The organism is Luteimonas dalianensis, assembly GCF_049339425.1.
GTDB classification, from domain to species: domain Bacteria; phylum Pseudomonadota; class Gammaproteobacteria; order Xanthomonadales; family Xanthomonadaceae; genus Luteimonas; species Luteimonas dalianensis.
This window is the reverse complement of the sequence record NZ_JBMPPO010000002.1, coordinates 250,898-270,175: the sequence shown is the minus strand read 5'-3', so window position 1 is coordinate 270,175 and position 19,278 is coordinate 250,898. Positions and strand designations below refer to the sequence as shown.

At 70.2% G+C, this 19,278-nt stretch carries 16 protein-coding genes, 1 tRNA gene, 1 pseudogene and 1 riboswitch; of the genes and pseudogenes, 16 read left to right on the top strand and 2 right to left on the bottom strand.

Annotated features, from left to right (window positions below; translation table 11 throughout):
• Positions 1–897, bottom strand: coding sequence for a 4-hydroxybenzoate octaprenyltransferase (gene ubiA / locus ACOZ90_RS03460; protein WP_422892236.1), 897 nt, complete (start codon positions 895–897; stop codon positions 1–3).
• A 92-nt stretch (positions 898–989) separates the two neighbouring features.
• Here ubiA and ACOZ90_RS03455 point away from each other — a divergent pair.
• The 11 genes and pseudogenes from ACOZ90_RS03455 (at position 990) to ACOZ90_RS03405 (ending at position 12,013) form a co-directional block, all read left to right on the top strand.
• Positions 990–1,066, top strand: a tRNA-Arg gene (locus tag ACOZ90_RS03455).
• A gap of 41 nt (positions 1,067–1,107) precedes the next feature.
• The gene (locus ACOZ90_RS03450; protein WP_422892235.1) at positions 1,108–2,244 is read left to right on the top strand and encodes a Fic family protein; all 1,137 of its coding nucleotides are present in this window, start codon (positions 1,108–1,110) and stop codon (positions 2,242–2,244) included.
• Positions 2,245–2,525: 281 nt separating this feature from the next.
• The gene (locus ACOZ90_RS03445; protein WP_422892234.1) at positions 2,526–3,041 is read left to right on the top strand and encodes a c-type cytochrome; all 516 of its coding nucleotides are present in this window, start codon (positions 2,526–2,528) and stop codon (positions 3,039–3,041) included.
• A complete protein-coding gene (locus ACOZ90_RS03440) occupies positions 3,025–4,485 on the top strand; it encodes an ExeM/NucH family extracellular endonuclease (RefSeq protein ID WP_422892233.1) in 1,461 nt (486 codons plus the stop codon). Before ACOZ90_RS03445 ends, ACOZ90_RS03440 begins: the two co-directional genes overlap by 17 nt.
• A gap of 179 nt (positions 4,486–4,664) precedes the next feature.
• Positions 4,665–5,333, top strand: a complete 669-nt coding sequence (locus tag ACOZ90_RS03435) for an alpha/beta hydrolase (RefSeq protein ID WP_422892232.1) — start codon at positions 4,665–4,667, stop codon at positions 5,331–5,333.
• Positions 5,326–6,477, top strand: coding sequence for a cell division protein ZapE (zapE, locus tag ACOZ90_RS03430; RefSeq protein ID WP_422892231.1), 1,152 nt, complete (start codon positions 5,326–5,328; stop codon positions 6,475–6,477). Before ACOZ90_RS03435 ends, zapE begins: the two co-directional genes overlap by 8 nt.
• A gap of 73 nt (positions 6,478–6,550) precedes the next feature.
• Positions 6,551–6,783: riboswitch (cobalamin riboswitch) on the top strand.
• A gap of 233 nt (positions 6,784–7,016) precedes the next feature.
• Positions 7,017–9,500: a ribonucleoside-diphosphate reductase subunit alpha gene (locus ACOZ90_RS03425; RefSeq protein WP_422892230.1), complete on the top strand. Its 2,484-nt coding sequence runs from the start codon at positions 7,017–7,019 to the stop codon at positions 9,498–9,500.
• Between the two features lie 225 nt (positions 9,501–9,725).
• Entirely contained in the window at positions 9,726–10,787 is a 1,062-nt protein-coding gene (locus ACOZ90_RS03420) for a ribonucleotide-diphosphate reductase subunit beta (RefSeq protein ID WP_422892229.1), read from the top strand.
• A gap of 3 nt (positions 10,788–10,790) precedes the next feature.
• Positions 10,791–11,261, top strand: a pseudogene (locus tag ACOZ90_RS03415) (flavodoxin); the annotation flags it as partial.
• A gap of 12 nt (positions 11,262–11,273) precedes the next feature.
• Positions 11,274–11,615, top strand: coding sequence for a thioredoxin family protein (locus ACOZ90_RS03410; protein ID WP_422892417.1), 342 nt, complete (start codon positions 11,274–11,276; stop codon positions 11,613–11,615).
• Positions 11,612–12,013: an acyl-CoA thioesterase gene (locus tag ACOZ90_RS03405; protein WP_422892228.1), complete on the top strand. Its 402-nt coding sequence runs from the start codon at positions 11,612–11,614 to the stop codon at positions 12,011–12,013. Before ACOZ90_RS03410 ends, ACOZ90_RS03405 begins: the two co-directional genes overlap by 4 nt.
• 103 nt (positions 12,014–12,116) lie before the next feature.
• On the opposite strand, the gene ACOZ90_RS03400 is transcribed toward ACOZ90_RS03405, so the two are convergent.
• Positions 12,117–13,010 carry a fructose bisphosphate aldolase gene (locus ACOZ90_RS03400; protein WP_431472825.1) on the bottom strand — a complete coding sequence of 298 codons (894 nt, stop codon included), beginning with the start codon at positions 13,008–13,010 and terminating at the stop codon, positions 12,117–12,119.
• Positions 13,011–13,449: 439 nt separating this feature from the next.
• Here ACOZ90_RS03400 and ACOZ90_RS03395 point away from each other — a divergent pair, with 439 nt between their 5' ends.
• Genes ACOZ90_RS03395 through ACOZ90_RS03375 form a run of 5 tightly spaced genes read left to right on the top strand, consistent with a single transcriptional unit; the run spans position 13,450 to position 19,207 of the window.
• Complete coding sequence (locus tag ACOZ90_RS03395; protein WP_422892227.1) at positions 13,450–14,133, top strand: DUF3348 family protein; 684 nt, start codon at positions 13,450–13,452, stop codon at positions 14,131–14,133.
• Positions 14,134–14,143: 10 nt separating this feature from the next.
• Positions 14,144–16,102, top strand: coding sequence for a DUF802 domain-containing protein (locus tag ACOZ90_RS03390; protein ID WP_422892226.1), 1,959 nt, complete (start codon positions 14,144–14,146; stop codon positions 16,100–16,102).
• The gene (locus ACOZ90_RS03385) at positions 16,099–16,740 is read left to right on the top strand and encodes an OmpA family protein (protein WP_422892225.1); all 642 of its coding nucleotides are present in this window, start codon (positions 16,099–16,101) and stop codon (positions 16,738–16,740) included. The genes ACOZ90_RS03390 and ACOZ90_RS03385 overlap by 4 nt, the downstream gene beginning before the upstream one ends.
• On the top strand, positions 16,673–17,149 hold the full coding sequence (locus tag ACOZ90_RS03380; RefSeq protein ID WP_422892224.1) for a DUF2894 domain-containing protein: 477 nt from the start codon (positions 16,673–16,675) through the stop codon (positions 17,147–17,149). Before ACOZ90_RS03385 ends, ACOZ90_RS03380 begins: the two co-directional genes overlap by 68 nt.
• A gap of 39 nt (positions 17,150–17,188) precedes the next feature.
• Positions 17,189–19,207 carry an alpha/beta fold hydrolase gene (locus tag ACOZ90_RS03375; RefSeq protein ID WP_422892223.1) on the top strand — a complete coding sequence of 673 codons (2,019 nt, stop codon included), beginning with the start codon at positions 17,189–17,191 and terminating at the stop codon, positions 19,205–19,207.
• The last annotated feature ends 71 nt before the right edge of the window (positions 19,208–19,278 follow it).

The following is a 19,278-nucleotide window of genomic DNA, read 5'->3' as shown; positions in this document are numbered from 1 at the left end:
TCAGCCCAGCGCGTAGTCCAGGGCGATGCCGGCGAACACCGCCATGCCGACCCAGTGGTTGTGCAGGAAGGCGCGGAAGCAGGCCTCGCGGTCGCGATGGCGGGCGAGCATGAACTCCCACGCCACCAGCAGCAGGGCCACGCCCAGCCCAGCCCAGTAGATCGCACCCAGCCCGGCCTGTCGGCCCACCAGCGCCAGGGCCAGGAAGAACAGGGTGTACAGCACGCCCTGGGCCAGCAGATCCATCTCGCCGAACAGGATCGCGGTGGACTTGCTGTTGACCTTGATGTCGTCGTCGCGGTCGACCATCGCGTACCAGGTGTCGTAGGCCGTCGTCCAGAAGATGTTGCCCACGTACAGCAGCCAGGCCAGCGGCGGCACCTCGCCCTGCACCGCCGCGAACCCCATCGGGATCGCCCAGCCGAACGCCAGCCCCAGGTACACCTGCGGCAGGTAGGTGTAGCGCTTCAGGTACGGGTAGCTGGCCGCCAGCACCACCCCGACGAAGCTCAAGTAGATGGTCAGCCGGTTCATGGTCAGCACCAGCGCGAACGCCACCAGCATCAGCACCGCAAACAGCGCCAGCGCCTCGCGGCCGGACACCGCCCCGGTCGCCAGCGGCCGCTCGCGGGTGCGCTCCACGTGCGGATCCAGCCAGCGGTCGGCGTAGTCGTTGATCACGCAGCCGGCCGAGCGCGTCAGCCACACGCCGGCGGTGAACACCACCAGGACCCACGGCGGCGGGAAGCCGTCGGCCGCCAGCCACAGCGCCCACCAGGTCGGCCACAGCAGCAGCAGCCAGCCGATCGGCCGGTCGGCGCGCATCAGCTTCCAGTACAGGGACAGCCGCGAGGGCCGGGACGGGGGGGCGGGATCGGCGTAGCGTTCGTAACTCACCGGGAAAGCGTAGCAAGAAGCCGGCACCACGGAGCCGCCTCCAACGAAAGGCTCGCGTCTTTCGGCGGAATGGTGGAAAATGGCCGGTCTGCGCGCCTGTAGCTCAGCTGGATAGAGTAGTGGCTTCCGAAGCCATTGGTCGGGGGTTCGAATCCCTCCAGGCGCGCCATTCAAATTGCCCCTGCGGCGAATCGGGGCCACAATCGCCGCATGAAACGCGGCGATTACCGCTACATCTGGGAAGCCCCGGACTGGCCCGTCTGGCGGTACGACATGCGGGCACTTGCGGGCCCCCTCGCCGACGCAAGCCACGCCCAGGGCCTGCTGCTTGGGCGACTGGCGGACGTCAGGCTGGGCCTGCGGGATCAGGCCAATCTGTCGATCCTGACCGACGATGTGGTCAAGACCAGCGCAATCGAAGGCAAAACGCTGGACATGGATTCAGTCCGTTCTTCCATCGCCCGACGACTTGGCATGGACATCGGCGCGCTGGCACCCGTGGATCGCCACGTCGAAGGCATCGTCGAGATGATCCTGGATGCGACCGGCCGTGCGCCCGAGCCACTGACGGCCGAACGCCTGCATGGCTGGCACGGCGCCCTGTTCCCTACCGGACGCAGCGGGCTGGCCAGCATCAGGATTGGCGCCTGGCGCGACGATGCGACGGGGCCCATGCAGGTGGTGTCCGGCCCGCATCACCGGCAAAAGGTGCATTACCAGGCGCCCCCGGCTGATCGGCTTGCCCGGGAAATGCGGTGCTTCCTGGACTGGGCCAATCGCGACAGCACCGACCCGCTGCTGATCAAGGCCGGCCTCGCGCATCTGTGGTTCGTCACCGTGCACCCGTTCGATGATGGCAACGGTCGCATCGCGCGCGCGGTCGGCGATCTTTTCCTGGCCCGCGCCGACCGCAGCCCGCAGCGCTTCTACAGCCTCTCCGCGCAGATCCAGCGTTCGCGAAAGACGTACTACGACATCCTGGAGCGCACCCAGAAGGGAACGCTCGACGTGACCGATTGGCTGGCCTGGTTCCTGGAGAACCTCCTGCAGGCGATCGGCAATGCGCAGCTGGCCCTGGATGCCACCCTGTTCAAGGCGCGTTTCTGGCAGCACTGGGCCGGCCGGCCGATGAATCCACGGCAGGCCAAACTGATCAACCGCCTGCTCGATGGCTTCGATGGCCCGCTCACGACCGGCAAGTGGGCGCGCATCGCCAAGTGCTCGACGGACACCGCGCTGCGCGACATCAATGAACTGGTGGCGCTGGGCATGCTGCAAAAGACCGGGGGGCGTGGGCGAAGCACCGCCTACGAACTGGCGCCACTGGATCCGGACACTGCGCCGTAACCGCAGTGGATCGGCCCCGCCGCGATCAGCGGATCCCCTGCACCGCCGCGGCAATTGCCGCCAGCTTGCCTTCCGCCATGTCGGCCCCGCAGATGGCCCCGCCTCATCCCTGGCAGGCAGCCAGCCCGCACGGGGCATGACGCGTCGGTAAGGGGCCGCTCACCGGGCACCTTACCAGAGCCTCGGCGAATCCATCATCCGCCGGGCCTTCGAAGCTGCGCCCGCGTGCTCTATACTTCCGGCCCAGCTGTGGCCGGGCGGCCACGCCAAAGGGTGTCCCCGTGCGCAACTACGATCTCGACTTCCTGAAGAAATTCTCCCTGGTGATCCTGTTCCTGGTCGTGGTGACGGGCGGGTTGATCTGGCTGTCCGCAGCGCTGCACAAGGCGGTGCCGCCGCAGGAGTCGCAGACCGCCATCCAGGCCCAGCTCAACCGCATCGCTCCGGTGGCCGATGTCTATGCCGGTTCCACCGGCGCCGCGGCGCAGGCCGCCGCAGCCGCTGCGGCCCAGGCCCAGGCCGCCTCGCAGGTCGCCTACGGCGGCACCCTGGACGGCGGCGAGATCTACAGCAACCTGTGCGCGGGCTGCCACACCGCCGGCGTCGCCGGCGCGCCCATGCTGACCCAGGCCGACTGGGCCTCGCGCATTGCCCAGGGCAACGACGTGCTCTACACGCACGCGATCGAGGGCTTCACCGGCTCCACCGGCTTCATGCCGGCGCGCGGCGGCAACCCGGCGCTGAGCGACGAGCAGGTGATCGCCTCCGTGGACTGGATGCTTGACAACCTCCAGTAGCCAGCCGCCGGGCAAGACCATGAAGCGCCGCCTCCGGGCGGCGTTTTCGTGCCGGTGGGCGCTGCCACTGGCGCTCGCCCTGCTGGCGGCCGGCTGCGTCCATCCGCCGACCGGCCCCGATGCGCTCGAACTGGCGGCGCCGCCGCAGGACTGGGCGCAGCTGGAAGGCAGGCGGGTACGGATCAGCGCCCCGCTGACGGTCAGCGGACATTACCGCCTGGCCCGCGACGGCGAACTGGTAGCGAGCTTCGACGGCCGCCTGGCCACGCCCACCGAGGTCGCCGCGCCCGGCCCGGACGCATCGGCGGTCGCCGCGGACAACGCGCGCCGCAGCGTGACCATCAGCGGCGCCGCGCTGGACACCGGCGACGGCACGCCCTGGCACCAGCCGGCCGGCGCGCCGTCCCTGCGCACCGGCAGCGTGCTGACCGGGGTCGAGGCGCTCGTGGAGCGGCGCGAGCACGGGTTCCACCTGCAGCTGCTGCAGGCGCCGACGCTGCAGCCGGCGCCCCGGCCCGCGGTGCCGGAGGTGGCGGGCGACGTGCGCGTCGCGGTGCTGAACCTGGAGAACCTGTTCAACGGCGACGGCCGCGGCGGCGGCTTCCCCACCGCCCGCGGCGCCCGCACGGCAGGCGAGCTGGCCGCGCAGCTGGCGCGCCTGCGGGCCACGGTGCTGGCGCTGGAGCCGGATATCGTGGCGGCGATGGAGCTGGAGAACGACGGCTACGGGCCGGACTCGAGCATTGCCGGACTGGCGCGGACGCTGGGCCCGGACTGGGCGTTCGTGGACGCGGGCGAGGGGCCGGGCGGGGACGCGATCCGGGTGGCGCTGCTGTATCGCACCTCCGCGCTGCGCACCGTCGGCGAGGCGGCGGTGCTGGAAGGCGGCCCGTTCGGCACCCGCAGCCGGGTGCCGCTGGCGCAGGCCTTCCAGGCCGGCGACGGCCCGGCGTTCACGGTGATCGCCAACCACTTCAAGTCCAAGGGCTGCAGCGAGGCCGAAGGCCCCGACCGCGACCAGGGCGACGGCCAGGGCTGCTGGAACGCGCTGCGAACCGATGCGGCGCAGCGGCTCGGCGCCTGGGCCGCCACCGACCCCACCGGAAGCGGCAGCGATCTTGTGGCGATCGTCGGCGATCTGAACGCATACGGCAAAGAAGACCCCGTGCGCACGCTGCGCGAGTCGGGCTGGCAGGATGCGCTCGCCGGTCGCGATGACGTCCACACCTACGTGTACTCGGCCCAGGCCGGCCGCCTGGATCACGCGCTGCTCAGCCCGGCTCTGGCCGACCGCCTGCGCGGCGCGCGCGTCTGGCACAGCAACGCCGATGAGCCGGCAGCCATCGGCTATCGCGGCGCCGGCGCCGGCGCCGCGCAGGAAACCCCTTGGCGCAGCTCGGATCACGATCCGATCCTGCTCGGCTTCGACCTGTCCGGCCGCTAGCGCGTCCCGCGCCGGGATCCACTCGCCACAACTTCCTCCATCATGCGGCCAACGGCGTCGAATCACCGGCATCGTGCGCCATAAAACCGGCCATAATCCGCTCCTGATCGGCTTCAATCCGCCCCTGATCGCCGAACATGAACGCTTGGCAAAGGCCTGATCGCCTATCATGCCGCCCCATGGATACCCCCACTTTCCCCACCGAATCGACCACCCTGACCCTGCCCGGCCCGGCCGGCGGACTCGAGGTCGCGGTCGACTTTCCCGATGACGACGTGGCGGCGTTGCCGCTGGTGGCGATCATCTGCCATCCGCTGCCCACCGAGGGCGGCACCATGCACAACAAGGTCGTGACCATGGCCGGCCGCTCGCTGCGCGAGCTGGGCGTGACCACGGTGCGCTTCAACTTCCGCGGCACCGGCGCCTCGGACGGCGAGTTCGACGAGGGCCGCGGCGAGGTCGAGGATCTGCGCGCGGTGGCCGCCTGGGTGCGCGCGCAGCGCTCCGGGCAGCGGCTGTGGCTGGCCGGCTTCAGCTTCGGCGCCTACGTCAGCCTGGCGGCCTCGGCCGGCATCGAGCCGGGGATGCTGATTTCGATCGCCCCCCCGGCCGGGCGCTGGGACTTCGACTCCATCCAGCTGCCCGACTTCCCCTGGCTGGTGATCCAGGGCGAGGAGGACGAGATCGTCGATCCGCAGGCGGTGTACGACTGGCTGGATCGGGCCGACGCCCGGGCCGAGCTGGTGCGCATCCCCGACAGCGGCCACTTCTTCCACCGCAAGCTGATGGATCTGCGCGGGGCGATCAAGAACGGCGTGCGCCAGTACCTGCCCGCCGCGGATGCCTGAGCAAACCCGGACGGCGGCGCCTTCGCAGGCCTACGCCGCCGGCGTGGCGGCGGGCGAGTGGCTGGACGATGCCGCCCAGCGCGCGGTGCTGGTGGAACTGGATCGCATCCACGCCGGGCTGTCGCGACCGCCCGAGCGCCGCGGGCTGCTGCAGCGCCTGCGCGGCGCGGACCCCGCGCCCGCCATCGACGGCCTGTACCTGTGGGGCGGCGTGGGCCGCGGCAAGACCTTCCTGATCGACCTGTTCCACGACGGCCTGCCGCTGCGCACGCTCAAGGGCAGCGACCTGGCGGGCGGCGCGGGCGGGGACGGCAAGTACCGCACCCACTTCCACCGTTTCATGCGCCAGGTGCACGACCAGCTCCAGGCCCACGGCGGCGAGCGCGACCGGCTGGCGCTGATCGTGCGCGGCTGGCGCCGGGCCGGGCTGCGGGTGCTGGTGCTGGACGAGTTCTTCGTCGGTGACATTGGCGACGCGATGATCCTGGCGCGGCTGCTGGAGTGCATGTTCGACGAGGGCATCGTGCTGGTGACCACCTCCAACGTGGATCCGCCCGACCTGTACCGCGACGGCCTGCAGCGCGCGCGCTTCCTGCCGGCGATCGACCTGATCCAGCGGCACTGCAGCGTACTGCGCATCGACAGCGACACCGACTACCGCCTGCGCGCGCTGACCCGCTCGCCGGTCTACCGCACGCCGCTGGACGACGGCGCCGACGCCTGGCTGGAGCAGCGCTGGCACGCGCTGGGCGGCGACGACGGCCACCGCGGCGCGGGCATCGTGCTGGAGGGACGGCGCATCGCGGTGCGTGCGCGCTGCCCCGGCATGGCCTGGTTCGACTTCGACGCCCTGTGCGAGGGCCCGCGCGGCTCCGGCGACTACATCGAGATCGCGCGCGAGTTCCACACCCTGCTGCTGGGCGGCATCCCGGTGCTGGACGACCTGCGCAACGACGCCGCCCGCCGCTTCGTCACCCTGGTCGACGAGCTCTACGACCGCAACGTCAACCTGGTGTGCACCGCCGCGACCGAGCCGGTGGCGCTGTACGCCGGGGAACGCCTGACCGGCGAGTTCGAGCGCACCGCCTCGCGGCTGATCGAGATGCGCAGCGCGGAGTACCTGGCCAGCCCGCACCGGCCCTGAGCCGGGGGAACGGCCGTGGAACCCGAGCCTGCGGATGTTCCACAACATTTTGCGTTGACAAAATCTGTTGCCACGATATGTTGTGCCTGTCGGTTCCGGCGGGCGCTACCCACCGGATGAAAAGGGAAGCCGGTGACGCCGTTCCATCCAGGATCGGCCATTCCGGCGCTGCCCCGCAGCGGTAACTGGGAACGACCCCGCCACGAAGCACTGGAGCCACCACGGCTCCGGGAAGCGGCGGACAAGGTGGAGACGCAAGTCTCCGTGCCCATGAGCCCGAAGACCTGCCGACAGCCGCGCGCATGCACGCCGCGCGGTGCCGGCTGCGGAATCTCCGGGGGGAGATGGCTGGCGAAGCACGCGGGGCCGCCTCCGGCACGGAGCGCAGTCGCCGCCGGTGCGACGCCGCTATTCCATCCTGTGACGAATCCGCCCGCCCGAGGGGGCGAGGCCGCGACGACGCCCCGCGTCGGCGCGCGCCCGTGCCTTCATCGCCTGCCGGGGACGGGCGAGCGTGCGCAACCGATCCGGGAGGAACCATGAGCAGCCACGACACCACCGCCACCGCGCCAGACACGCCCCGGACGCTGACGCCGGACGCCCCCGCCCCGGATGCGTCCACGCCCCGTGCCGCCCGGCCGGCTGCTTCCGATTCCGGGGACAGCGTTCCCTCTCCACCCACTGCCCAGTCCATGCCTATCGACACCGCCCCGCCCGCCGATGCCAACGTCGCCACCTGGATCACCAAGGAGGCCGGCAACCGCCGCATGCCCTACGAGCGTGCGCGCCTGGAGCGCGCCATCGACCGCGTCCACGCCGAGTTCCCGCAGCTTGAAATCGCCGACTACAAGCAGAGCGTGTTCGGCTTCGTGGAGCGCAAGCAGGCGGTCAACGCCGACGACCTGGTCGACCACCTGATCCGCGAGGCCGAGGCGCGGGTGGACGTGGCCGCGCCGGAGTGGGAGCTGTTCGCCGCGCGCATCTACCTGCACCGCCTGTACAAGCGCGCCAGCCGCAACCGCTTCTACGACACCGAGCAGAAGTACGGCTCCTACGTCGGCCTGCAGGAAAGCCTGGCCGACCGAAACGTGTATTCCAACGACATCCTGCGCGCCTACTCCAAGGAGGAGCTGGTCGAGGCCGGGAAGATGATCGAGCCCGAGCGCGACCGGCTGTTCAACTACAACGGCCTGTACCTGCTGGCCACCCGCTACCTGGCCACCGACACCTCGCGCGAGGTGTACGAACTGCCGCAGGAGCGCTGGCTGACGATCGCGCTGTACCTGATGCAGGATGAAAAGCCCCGAGAGCGGCGCATGCAGCTGGTCGGCGAGGCCTACTGGGCGCTGTCGAACCTGTACATGACGGTCGCCACGCCGACGCTGCAGAACGCCGGCAAGACCGGCGGCCAGCTGTCGAGCTGCTTCATCGACACGGTGGACGATTCGCTGCAGGGCATCTACGACTCCAACACCGACATCGCGCGCGTGTCCAAGGGCGGCGGCGGCGTGGGCGCCTACATGGGCTACGTGCGCGCCTCGGGCTCGGCGATTCGCGGCGTGCCGAACTCGTCCGGCGGCGTGGTGCCGTGGATCAAGCAGCTCAACAACACCGCCGTGTCGGTCGACCAGCTCGGCCAGCGCAAGGGCGCGGTGGCCGTGTACCTGGATGTCTGGCACCGCGACATCGAGGCCTTCCTCGACCTGCGCCTGAACAACGGCGACCAGCGCCTGCGCGCGCACGACGTGTTCACCTCGGTCTGCATCCCGGACATCTTCATGGAGGCGGTGGAGCGGCGCGGCGACTGGTACCTGTTCGACCCGCACGAGGTGCACCGGATCAAGGGCTGGTACCTGCAGGACTTCTTCGACGAGAAGAAGGGCGAAGGCACGTTCCGGAAGAAGTACGAGGAGGTGGTGGCCGACGAGCGCATCAGCCGCAGGACGGTCAAGGCGATCGACATCTTCAAGCGGCTGATGGTCAGCCAGCTGGAGACCGGCAACCCCTTCATGTTCTACCGCGACGAGGTCAACCGGAAGAACCCGAACAAGCACGCGGGCATGGTGTATTCGTCCAACCTGTGCACCGAGATCCTGCAGAACATGAGCCCGACGAAGCTCATGCAGGAGATCATCAGCGGCAACCAGATCGTGACCACGAAGCAGGCCGGGGATTTCGTGGTCTGCAACCTGTCCTCGATCAACCTCGGCCGGGCGATCGTGCCGCAGGACGGCCAGGGCGACCTGATCACCGACGTGCTCGAACGCCTGGTGCCGATCCAGGTGCGGATGCTCGACAACGTGATCGACCTGAACCTGCTGCCGGTGCCGCAGGCGACGATCACCAACCGCAAGTACCGGGCGATCGGCCTGGGCACCTTCGGCTGGCACCACCTGCTGGCGCTCAAGGGCATCCACTGGGACACGCCCGGGGCCGAGGACTACAGCGACGCACTGTACGAGCGCATCAACTTCCTCACCGTGCAGGCGAGCATGGAGCTGGCCAAGGAGAAGGGCAGCTATCCCGCGTTTGCCGGCAGCGACTGGCACAACGGCAGCTACTTCCGCGACCGCGACTACAACAGCACCCGGTGGCTGGATCTGTCCGCGCAGGTGGCGGTCAACGGCCTGCGCAACGGCTGGCTGCTGGCGGTGGCGCCGAACATGTCGACCGCGCAGATCGCCGGCAGCACCGCGTCCATCGACCCGATCTACTCGGCCTTCTACTACGAGGAGAAGAAGGACTACCGCCGCCCGGTGGCCGCGCCGGGGCTGTCGCTGGAGACCTGGCCGTACTACGAGAAGGGCGCGTACAAGGTCGACCAGTTCGCGAGCGTGCGCCAGAACGCGCGCCGCCAGCGCCACGTCGACCAGTCGATCAGCTTCAACTACTACGTGCCCAGCACCATCCGCGCCAGCACCCTGCTGGAGCTGCACATGACCGCCTGGCGCGAGGGGCTGAAGACCACCTACTACGTCAGGTCGAACGATATCGACATCTCCGAATGCGAGTGGTGCACGTAACGCGCAAACCCAGCCACACACAGCCTGCAGGAGCGCGCCATGCGCGCGAAGCCGCGTGACACATGAATCGCCAGGGAAGGCACCGCCACGGACGGCTTTCCATGGACGGCCACGGAGCTCCCCCCCACGGACGGGGTCACGCGGCTTCGCGCGCATGGCGCGCTCCTGCCAATGAATTCAATCCGCGTCGGGCGCAATGCCGGCGCAACACGCGAGATCACGCACATGTCCGCTTCCGCACCGCTTACCTCCACGCCGCTCGACCGCATCCGCATCCTCGAGCCGCGCCACCCCAACCGCTCCACCGGGATCATCAACGGCCGCACCTCCGGCATCCTCAACTGGAACGACATCCCCTACCCGTCGTTCTACCGCGCCTACAAGGAGCTTTCGACCAACTTCTGGATCCCGGACGAGGTCGACATGAAGGCCGACTCGCGCCAATACGGCGAGCTGTCGGCACGCGAGAAGAACGCCTACGACGCGATCATCGGCCTGCTGGCCACCCTGGACTCGCCGCAGACGCGTTTCATCTACAACGTCGCCGAGTACATCACCGACCCGGCCGCGCACGCCAACGCGGCGATCATCGGCCAGCAGGAGGTGATCCACAACGAGAGCTACAGCTACGTGCTGTCCTCGATCACCAACCTGGAGAACCAGAAGCGGATCTTCGAGATCGCGCGCACGCACCCCACGATCCTCAAGCGCAACGCGCCGATCATGGAATCGTATGACGACTTCATGCGCGAGAAGACCGCCGAGACCCTGCTGCGCTCGCTGATCCAGTCCTCGATCCTGGAGGGCATCAACTTCTATTCCGGCTTCGCCTACTTCTACAACCTGGTGCGCCAGAACCGGATGGCCGGCACCGGCAAGATCATCAGCTTCATCAACCGCGACGAGCTGGCCCACACCAAGTTCATCAGCGAGGTGATCCGCGCCATCGTCGGCGAGAACCCGGAGCTGCAGACCGGGGAGCTGACCGAGTACGTGCACCGCGCCTTCGAGCACGCGGTGGAGCTGGAGATGGAATGGACGGGCGAGGTGCTGGACGGCATCGACGGCATCAACGTGGACGAGATGGTCCGCTACGTGAAGTACCGCGCCAACAAGATGGCCGGGATGCTCGGCATCGAGAGCCTGTACCCGGACACCACCGACAACGTGATGCCCTGGATCCGGGCCTACGCCGACAACTTCACCGAGACCAAGACCGACTTCTTCGAGATGCGGAACGCCTCGTACAAGAAGACCAATGTCGACAACGGCTTCGACGATCTCTGAACCATGCGCGTCCTGATCGCCTTCGCCTCCCTGAGCGGCAACACCCGCGACGTCGCCCGCGCCGTGCGGGCGCGCTGCGAGGCGCGCGGCCACGCGGTGACCTGGATCGAGACCGATATCCAGGGTCTGGACGCTGTGGGCGACGACCCGCGCCACGACCTCTACCTGCTCGGCGCCTGGAGCGACAACGGTGGCCGCACGCCGCCGGAGATGAAGCGCTTCATCGCGGAGCTGGTCGAGGCCGTGGGCAGGCCGGAGCGGGTGGCCGTGTTCGGCACCGGCGAGACCCAGTGGGGCGAGGAGTACTGGTGCGGCGCGGTGCGGCGCATGGCCGCGTTCTTCGACACCGGCTACCCGCGGCTGGAGATCGAGCAGATGCCGCACGGCGAGCGCGACGCGCTGAAGATCGAACGCTGGGCCGACCACGTGCTGGCGATCGCCGCAAACGGCCCCAACAACAACCCCGACACCGACAAGGCTCCCACCATGCAGACCCTGCACGCCGCCTCAGCCGAGGATTACCACGCCGCCATCGCCGCACACCCACGCCTGCTGGTCGACTACTTCAAGGACGACTGCCCCGGCTGCCGGATGCTGGACATGTCGCTGCAGAAGTTCGCGGCCACGCCCGACGCCGAAGCCGTCGTGCTGCTGAAAGTGAAGCTGGAAACCGTAGGCGAAGACTTCTTCCGCGGCCTGGGCCTGCGCCAGACCCCGACCCTGTCGCTGTTCGCCGACGGCGCGGAGGCCGCCCGCCTGCCCGGCTTCCAGAGCCCGGCGCAGATCACCGGCGCCGTCCGGGCGCACTTCGCCCTGGCCCCGGCATGACGCCGCCCGCGCCCGGCGCGCCCACCGAGGCCCGCCTGCTGGAAATGGTCTTCCCCGACCACACCAACCACCTGGGCACCCTGTTCGGCGGCCAGGCGCTGGCATGGATGGACAAGGCGGCCTTCATCGCCGCCTCGCGCTACGCGCGCCGCACCGTGGTCACCGCGCGCTCGGAGCAGGTCGACTTCAAGCTGCCGATCCGCCAGGGCCAGCTGGTGGAAACCATCGCCCGCGTGGTCGGCGTCGGCCGCACCTCGATGCAGGTGGACGTGGAGCTGGTGGCCGAAGACCTGCTCAGCGGAGAGCGCGAGCTGTGCACCCAGGGGCGCTTCGTGATGATCGCGCTGGACGGGGACGGCCGCCCCACCGGCGTGCCGCCGCTGGCGGCCAGCCAATGAACAGCCCGGAGAAGGTGCCGGGCGGCTGCGCCCGCCGCCTTCGGCGAGCGTGGCGCAGGATCGCGGGGGGCCCGGAACGGCCGCGCCCCCCGGATCGCCGGGCTCAGGCGATCGAGGCCCGGTAGATCGACTCGATCGAGTCGTCCAGCGCGCTGTTGAACGCGTCGTCGTCGTGCTGGGCGGTCAGGCCCTCGGTCAGGGCGCGGCTGAAGCTGGCGATCACGCCGGGGTTCCTGGCCAGCTTGTCGTTGGCGTCGGCGCGGGTGTAGCCGCCCGACAGGGCGACGACCTTGAGCACGGCGGGGTGGTCGACGATTTCCTGGAAGTAGCCGTCAACGCTGGGCAGGGTGAGCTTGAAGATCACCGGGTTGTCGGCGCTGTAGCGCGCCAGGCGCTCGAGGATGCCCTTCTTCAGTTCGACCTCGATGGCTTCCTTGTCGGCGGCCTTGATGTCGACTTCCGGCTCCAGGATCGGCACCAGACCGGCGTCGAGCACCTGCTGGCCCACGTCGAACTGCTGGTCGAGCACGGCGGCGATGCCTTCGGCGTTGTTGGACTTGATGACGGAGCGCTCCTTGGTGCCAAAGACGCCCTTGGCCTTGGCCCGCGCCAGCAGGTCGGCCAGGCCCGGGATGGGCTTCATCAGCTGCGCGCCGTTGGCTTCGTCTTCCAGGCCCTTGTCGATCTTGAGGAACGGGACGACGCCCTTGGTCTCCCACAGGAATGCGGCGGCATCCTGGCCGCCGAAGCTGCCGTCCAGGGTGCGTTCGAACAGGATGGCGCCCAGGACGCGGTCGCCGTTGAAGGCGGGGCTGGTGACGATGCGGCTGCGCATCTGGTGCACGAGGTCGAACATTTCCTCGTCGTTCGACCACGCCGAGGCTTCAATGCCGTAGAGGCCAAGCGCCTTGGGGGTGCTGCCGCCGCTCTGGTCGAGCGCCGCGATGAAGCCCTTGCCCGAGGCGATCCTGTCACGCTGCTGCTGATTCACTGCCACGTCGATGTCCTGTCGTCTGGTGAGTGGAAGGCGGGATTCCGCAACCCGTAATGATACCCGGTGGCGGGGTTGCCTTCCGGCGCGCCGGGGCGCCCGGCTGGGGCTTCGGAAGGACGCCCCACTGGGCTTCGGTGAGACGCCCTGCCCGGGGAGCGGGGTATATCGCTTTTCGCGCGGCAGGGCGTCCTGCCCTGACGCGCGCGCAATACATCCATGTATTGCTTGTCGCGATATACCCCGCTCCCCGGGCAGGGCTCACTCCAACGGTGGTGGCGGTTCTCCGGATGCCGGACGCCGGGTGCCCATGGCGTTTTCCGACGGCGGCGGCATTGCTCCTGTAGGAGCGCGCCATGCGCGCGAAGCCGCGTGACATCCGTGGGGGATCGCATTCGCGACTCCGGGGCACGGTAGAATGGCGGTTTTTTCGCCAGACACCCCAGTGCACGCCTCCCCTCCGGCGCCCGTCGACGCCCCCACCCTCGCCCTCCTGCTCGCCCGCGCCACGGGCGCGGCGCCGGCGGCGCCTGCCATGGCGCCGGGTGCGCGGCTGGGCGAATGGATCGCCTGGTCGCAGGCGGTGGCGCTGTCGCGGGCGCTGGATGCGCCGCCGGCGGAGCCCGCTGAAGGGGGTGCGCCGGACGCCGGCCGACTGGTCGATGAGTGCGCCGGCGCACGCGCGGCGCTGGCCGCCGACATCGAGCGTGGCCCGGCTGCAGCCCCGGCTTCGGCCGGTTTCACGCCCTTCCAGCAGCACATCCAGTCCATCCAGCGCGCGATGCACGGGACCACGGGCCGCCTGCGCGGCGAGCTGCGCGAGTGCCTGGCCGCCGGTTCTGCGGAGCAGGCCCGGCTGGCCGCGGTGGATGCGGCCATGGAGGCGGCGCTCAGCCCGCGCGAGGCGGGGTTGCTGGCCTCGCTGCCAGCCGCGGTCGCGGTGGGCTTCGAGCGGCTGCAGCGGCCGGCTTCCGCGGACGGCGAGGACGCTCCACCCCCTTCCCCCGACGACGGCGAGCCAGCCTGGCTGCCGCTGTTCCGCCGCGAAGTGCGCGACCTGCTGCTGGCCGAGCTGGATCTGCGCTTCCAACCCGTCGAAGGCCTGCTCGCGGCCCTTCGCAGCCCCTGACAAGGACAAGATGAAAACCACTCCCCTGGGCATTTTCGTATTCGTGCTCGGCCTCGCCGCGGTGTGCTGGGTCGGGCTGGGCTATCTGGGCAGCAACCTGCCGGCGCTGCTGGTGACGCTGCTGATCGCGGCGCTGTACCTGCTGGGCGCGTGGGAGCTTTACCGCTACCGCCAGGCCACCGGCTCGCTGCGGCAGGCGCTGGACGCGCTGGACGGCGAGGCGCCGCCGGCCCTGCCGCAGTGGCTGCAGGGGCTACATCCGTCCCTGCGCAGCGCGGTGCAGCTGCGGGTGGAAGGCGGGCGCGCCGGGCTGCCCACGCCTGCGCTCACGCCCTATCTGGTGGGCACGCTGGTGCTGCTGGGCATGCTGGGCACGCTGCTGGGCATGGTGCTGACGCTGCGCGGCACGGGCATGGCCCTGCAGACCGCGACCGACCTGCAGGCGGTGCGCGATTCGCTGGCCGCGCCGGTGAGCGGGCTGGGCGTGGCCTTTGGCGCGTCGATCGCCGGCGTGGCCAGTTCGGCGGCGCTGGGCCTGCTGTCGGCGCTGGTGCGGCGCGAGCGGATCGAGGCGGTGCAGGGCCTGGACACGCATATCGCCACCACCCTGCGCGGGCATTCCCAGGCCCACCAGCGCGAGCAGGCGCTGGATCTGCTGCAGCGGCAGGCGTCGGCGGTGCCGGCGCTGGTGGAACGGCTGGAGTCGATGATGGCCGCGCTGGAGCAGCAGGCGCAGGCCGCCCACGAGCGGCAAGCCACGCAGCAGGAGGCCTTTCACGCCAGCACCGAAGCGGCCTATCGCGAGCTTGCGCAGTCGGTCGGCCGGTCGCTGCAGGCCAGCGCCGCCGAGGGCGCGCGCATTGCCGGCGAGACCCTGGCGCCGGTGGTCGAGTCCACCATGGCCGGCCTGTCGCAGCAGGCCCGGGCCACCCACGGCGCGGTGCTGCAGGCGTCGGAGCAGCACCTGCAGGCGGTCAGCGAGCGCGGTTCGGCCGCGATGCAGGCGCTGGACGAAGGCTTCGACCGGCGCAGCCGCGAGCTCATCGATCGGCTGGATGCACACACCCGGGCCTCCAGCGATGCCATGGCCGCCGCGTGGGCCGAGGGCCTGGCCGGGCAGCAGGCCAGCCACGAGGCGCTGGCCGCCCGCAGCGAACAGGCGCTGGCCGCCGCCACCGAGGGCTTCGCCCGCCACGCCGCGGCCCTGCTCCAGGACATCGGGAACGCGCACGCGCGCCAGCAGGAGCAGCAGGCCGGGCGCGACGAGGCGCGGCTGGCCGCCTGGCACGAGGGCCTGGCCACCCTGGGCGAGGAACTGCGCACGCAGTGGAGCGAAGCCTCCGCCCAGGCCCGCGCCCACGCCACCGACACCATCGCCGAAGTCTCCACCCTGGTGCAGGCGGCCGCCGAAGGCCCGCGCGCCGCGGCCGAGACCATCACCGCGCTGCGCCAGGCGCTGGACGAAGGCATGAAGCGCGACAGCGCCATGCTGGAAGAGCGCACCCGCATGCTGGAAACCCTGGACACCCTGCTGGCCGCGGTGAACCGCGCTTCGGGCGAGCAGCGCGAGGCGATCGATGCGCTGGTGACCACTTCGGCCGACCTGCTCGAACGCGTCGGCGCCCGCTTCGACGAGCAGATCGACGCCGGCGGCGGCAGGCTCGAACAGGCCGGCGAGCGCCTGGATGCCGGCGCCGGCGACGTCGCCGCCCTGGGCCAGTCGCTCGGCGGCGCGGTGCAGGCCTTCGCCGATTCCAGCGGCGGGCTGGTCGAACGCCTGCAGGCCATCGAAGCCGCACTGGAGCGCTCGCTGGCCCGCAGCGACGAACAGCTCGCCTACTACGTGGCCCAAGCCCGCGAGGTGGTGGATCTGAGCGTGCTGTCCCAGCGCCAGATCATCGGCAGCCTGCAGCAGCTCGCCGGCCAGGACGACACCGGCGCCGGGGCCGGGGGAGCCGGCGCCGCATGAGCGCCGCGCTGGAAGAGGGCGACGGCTCCGCCACCCCCATCTGGGCCGCCTTCGGTGACCTGATGGCGGTGCTGCTGGGCGCGTTCGTGCTGATCCTGGTGGGCGTGATCGGCGTGCAGCTGCACATGGAGATCCAGCTGCAGGAGGAGGTGGCCCAGCGCGAGGCGGAGCGGCAGCGCCGGCAGACCCTGGAGCAGGCGCTCGCCGCGCCGCTGGCGGCCGGGCGCATCACCCTGGCCGATGGCCGCATCGGCATCAGCGGCAGCCTGCTGTTCGCCCTCAACTCGGACCGCCTGCAAGCCGAAGGCGAGGCGCTGCTGGACTCCCTGGCCGGACCGCTGTCGCAGTACCTGGCCGGACGCGGGGAGATCCTGATGGTCAGCGGCTTCACCGATGACCGCCAGATCCACGCCGACAACCTGCATTTCGACGACAACTGGGACCTGTCCGCCCAGCGCGCGCTCACCGTGACCCGGGCGCTGGTGGAACGCGGGGTGCCGGCGTCGTCGCTGTTCGCCGCCGCCTTCGGCGACCGCCATCCGGTGGCGTCCAACGAGGACGCCGAAGGCCGTGCCCGCAACCGCCGGGTGGAGATCGCACCGGTGCCGCGGCAGGCGCCGGTGCCGGCCGATGGCTGAGCAGGAGACCCTCGCCTCGGTGCTGGAACTCCTCCAGCGCAACGCGCGCGAACGCGGCGCTGCGCTGCGGGCCATCGGCCTGGCCGCCGGCGACTACCCGCACCTGCCCGCGCTGGAGGAATTCCGCCACCTGCGCTCACGGCAGCGCGCCAGCGAACAGGTGCGCGCCGCCCTGCAGCCGCCGCCCGCCGGCGCCGGCCCGCTCAATTCGGCCAGCCTCGCCCACCGTGCCCTGGCGCTGATGCGCACCGTCTCGCCGGGTTACCTGCAGCACTTCATGGGCTACCTGGACACGCTGTCGTGGCTGGAGCGGATGAACGCCGCGGGCCTCCTGCAGCCCGGCGACGAATCCAAGCCCGCCGGAAAGGCCAGGCGCGCCGGCACCGGGAAGCGCAGGGCGTCCGGGTAGAATCCCGGCACGCGATCCGCACCCGGACCCAATGCCACGATGACCCCCCAAGCGTTCGGCCCTTGGCATGCGACACGGCGGCTGGTCATCGCCTGCCTGCTGGTCTGCTTCCTCGGCGGCTGCACGATCCTGCGCGAGTTCAGTCCGTCGGTGGCGGTGGAGCCGATGTCACCGGGCGAGTACATCGCGCTGCAGCGCGGCGACATCCTCACCACCGGCGAGCTGAGCGCGCAGACCGCGCAGGCGATCCGCGTCTCCGGCCTGGACCAGGACGGCTGCGCAGCGCCTTCGGTCGCGTGCATCGAGGCGATGGGCGAAGCCGTGGGCCTGGGCGACGAGCGGCGGCTGTCGGCGCTTGCCGAGCTGTGGCTGCAGCATGCGATCTCGCTGGAAGCCGGCGACCAGGACACCCGCCTGCAGGCGTTGATGGAATCCGTCCGCCACGCGTATGCCTACCTGTTCTTCACCGGACGCATGCCGGGCGAGCGCGCGTTCGAGGACCGCCAGACCCAGGTACGCGACTGGTACAACTACGCCGTCCAGGAGGCCTCCACCCTGCTGTTCAAGGAGAACATGGTTCACCAGGCCGATGACGACGTGGACACGCTGCTTGAACGCGACATGCGGCGCGCCGGCTGGACGTTCCACGTCGACCTGGACAGCGTGCGCCTGCCGCAGGATGCCGGCCCGCCGCAGGAGCTGCTGCCGGCGGCGTCACTGGCCTTCACCGGACTGCGCAGCATCTGGCGCCGCGACGGCTTCGGTGCCGAGCTGGTGGCGGTCATGGACGGCGCTTCGACGACGGTTTCCGCGCCGGCACCCGACCACGCGCCCGCACATGGCCCCGCCGCCGGCGAACGCCCCCGGCAACGCCCGCGGCCGCCCGCGTGGAGCGAAATGCCTTCGCCGGGCATCACCGTGCTGTTCCGTTTCGACAACGACGACCTGGACGCGGTGATGGCCTCCAACCAGGTGCGGGTGGAAGTCCACGACCCCTACGCCAGCGACAGCATCGTCGTGAACGGACAGCGGGTGCCGCTGGCGGCCAACTTCACCGCCGGCTACGGCCTGTGGCTGGCGCGCTCGGGCTTCAACCTGGAGTCGCTGCGCACGCTGTTCGGCCGCGAGGACGGCATCGACCGCCCGCACCTGTACCTCATGCAGCCCTACGACCCGGACCGGCGGATCATCCTGATGCTGCACGGGCTGGCCAGCAGCCCGGAGGCGTGGGTCAACCTGGCCAACGAGATCCAGGGTGACGAGGCGCTGCGGCGCGATTTCCAGATCTGGCAGGTCTACTACCCCACCAACATGCCGGTGGTGCTCAACCACGCCGCGATCCGCGCCCTGCTGGAGGACACGCTGGATCATTTCGACCCGGATCGCACCGCGGCCGCATCGCAGGAAATCGTGCTGATCGGCCACAGCATGGGCGGGCTGATCTCCCGGCTGATGGTCTCCAGCGCCGATACCGAGCTGTGGGAATGGTTCCAGGCCGCACGCGACCCCGATCCGGAGCGCCTGGCGCGGATCCGGCCGCGGCTCGAGCCGATGCTCCGGTTCCAACCGTTCCCGGGGATTTCACGCGCGGTCTTCATCGCCACGCCGCACCGGGGAACCGAAGTCGCCGGTCACACCCTCGGCCGCTGGATCTCACGCCTGGTACGCCTGCCGCTGACCCTGGTCGAAGAGCTGGGCGATGCCCTGCTGTTTCCGGAGGCCCACGCCGGCGACGGGGACGGCCCCGGACACATGCCCAACAGCATCGACAACCTCGATCGCAACAACCCGTTCGTCCGCGCCGCCGCGGATCTGCCGATCTCGCCGACGCTGCCCTACCACTCGATCATCGCCCGGCTCGACCCCGACGTTGCCCTGGAGCAGTCCGACGACGGCCTGGTGCCCTACGCCAGCGCGCACCTGCCCGGCGCACTGTCGGAGGAGGTCATCACCTCCGGCCACAGCGTGCAGCAGACCGCGCTGGCGATCCTGGAGATCAGGCGCATCCTGCACCTGGATCAGCAGCAGCGCGCGCAGCCCGGGGCCGGGGACAGGTAAAGAACCAAAAAAGAATGCCCGGAGGAGAGGTCCGGGCATTCGATGCAGGCGGATGGGGAGAGAGAGACATC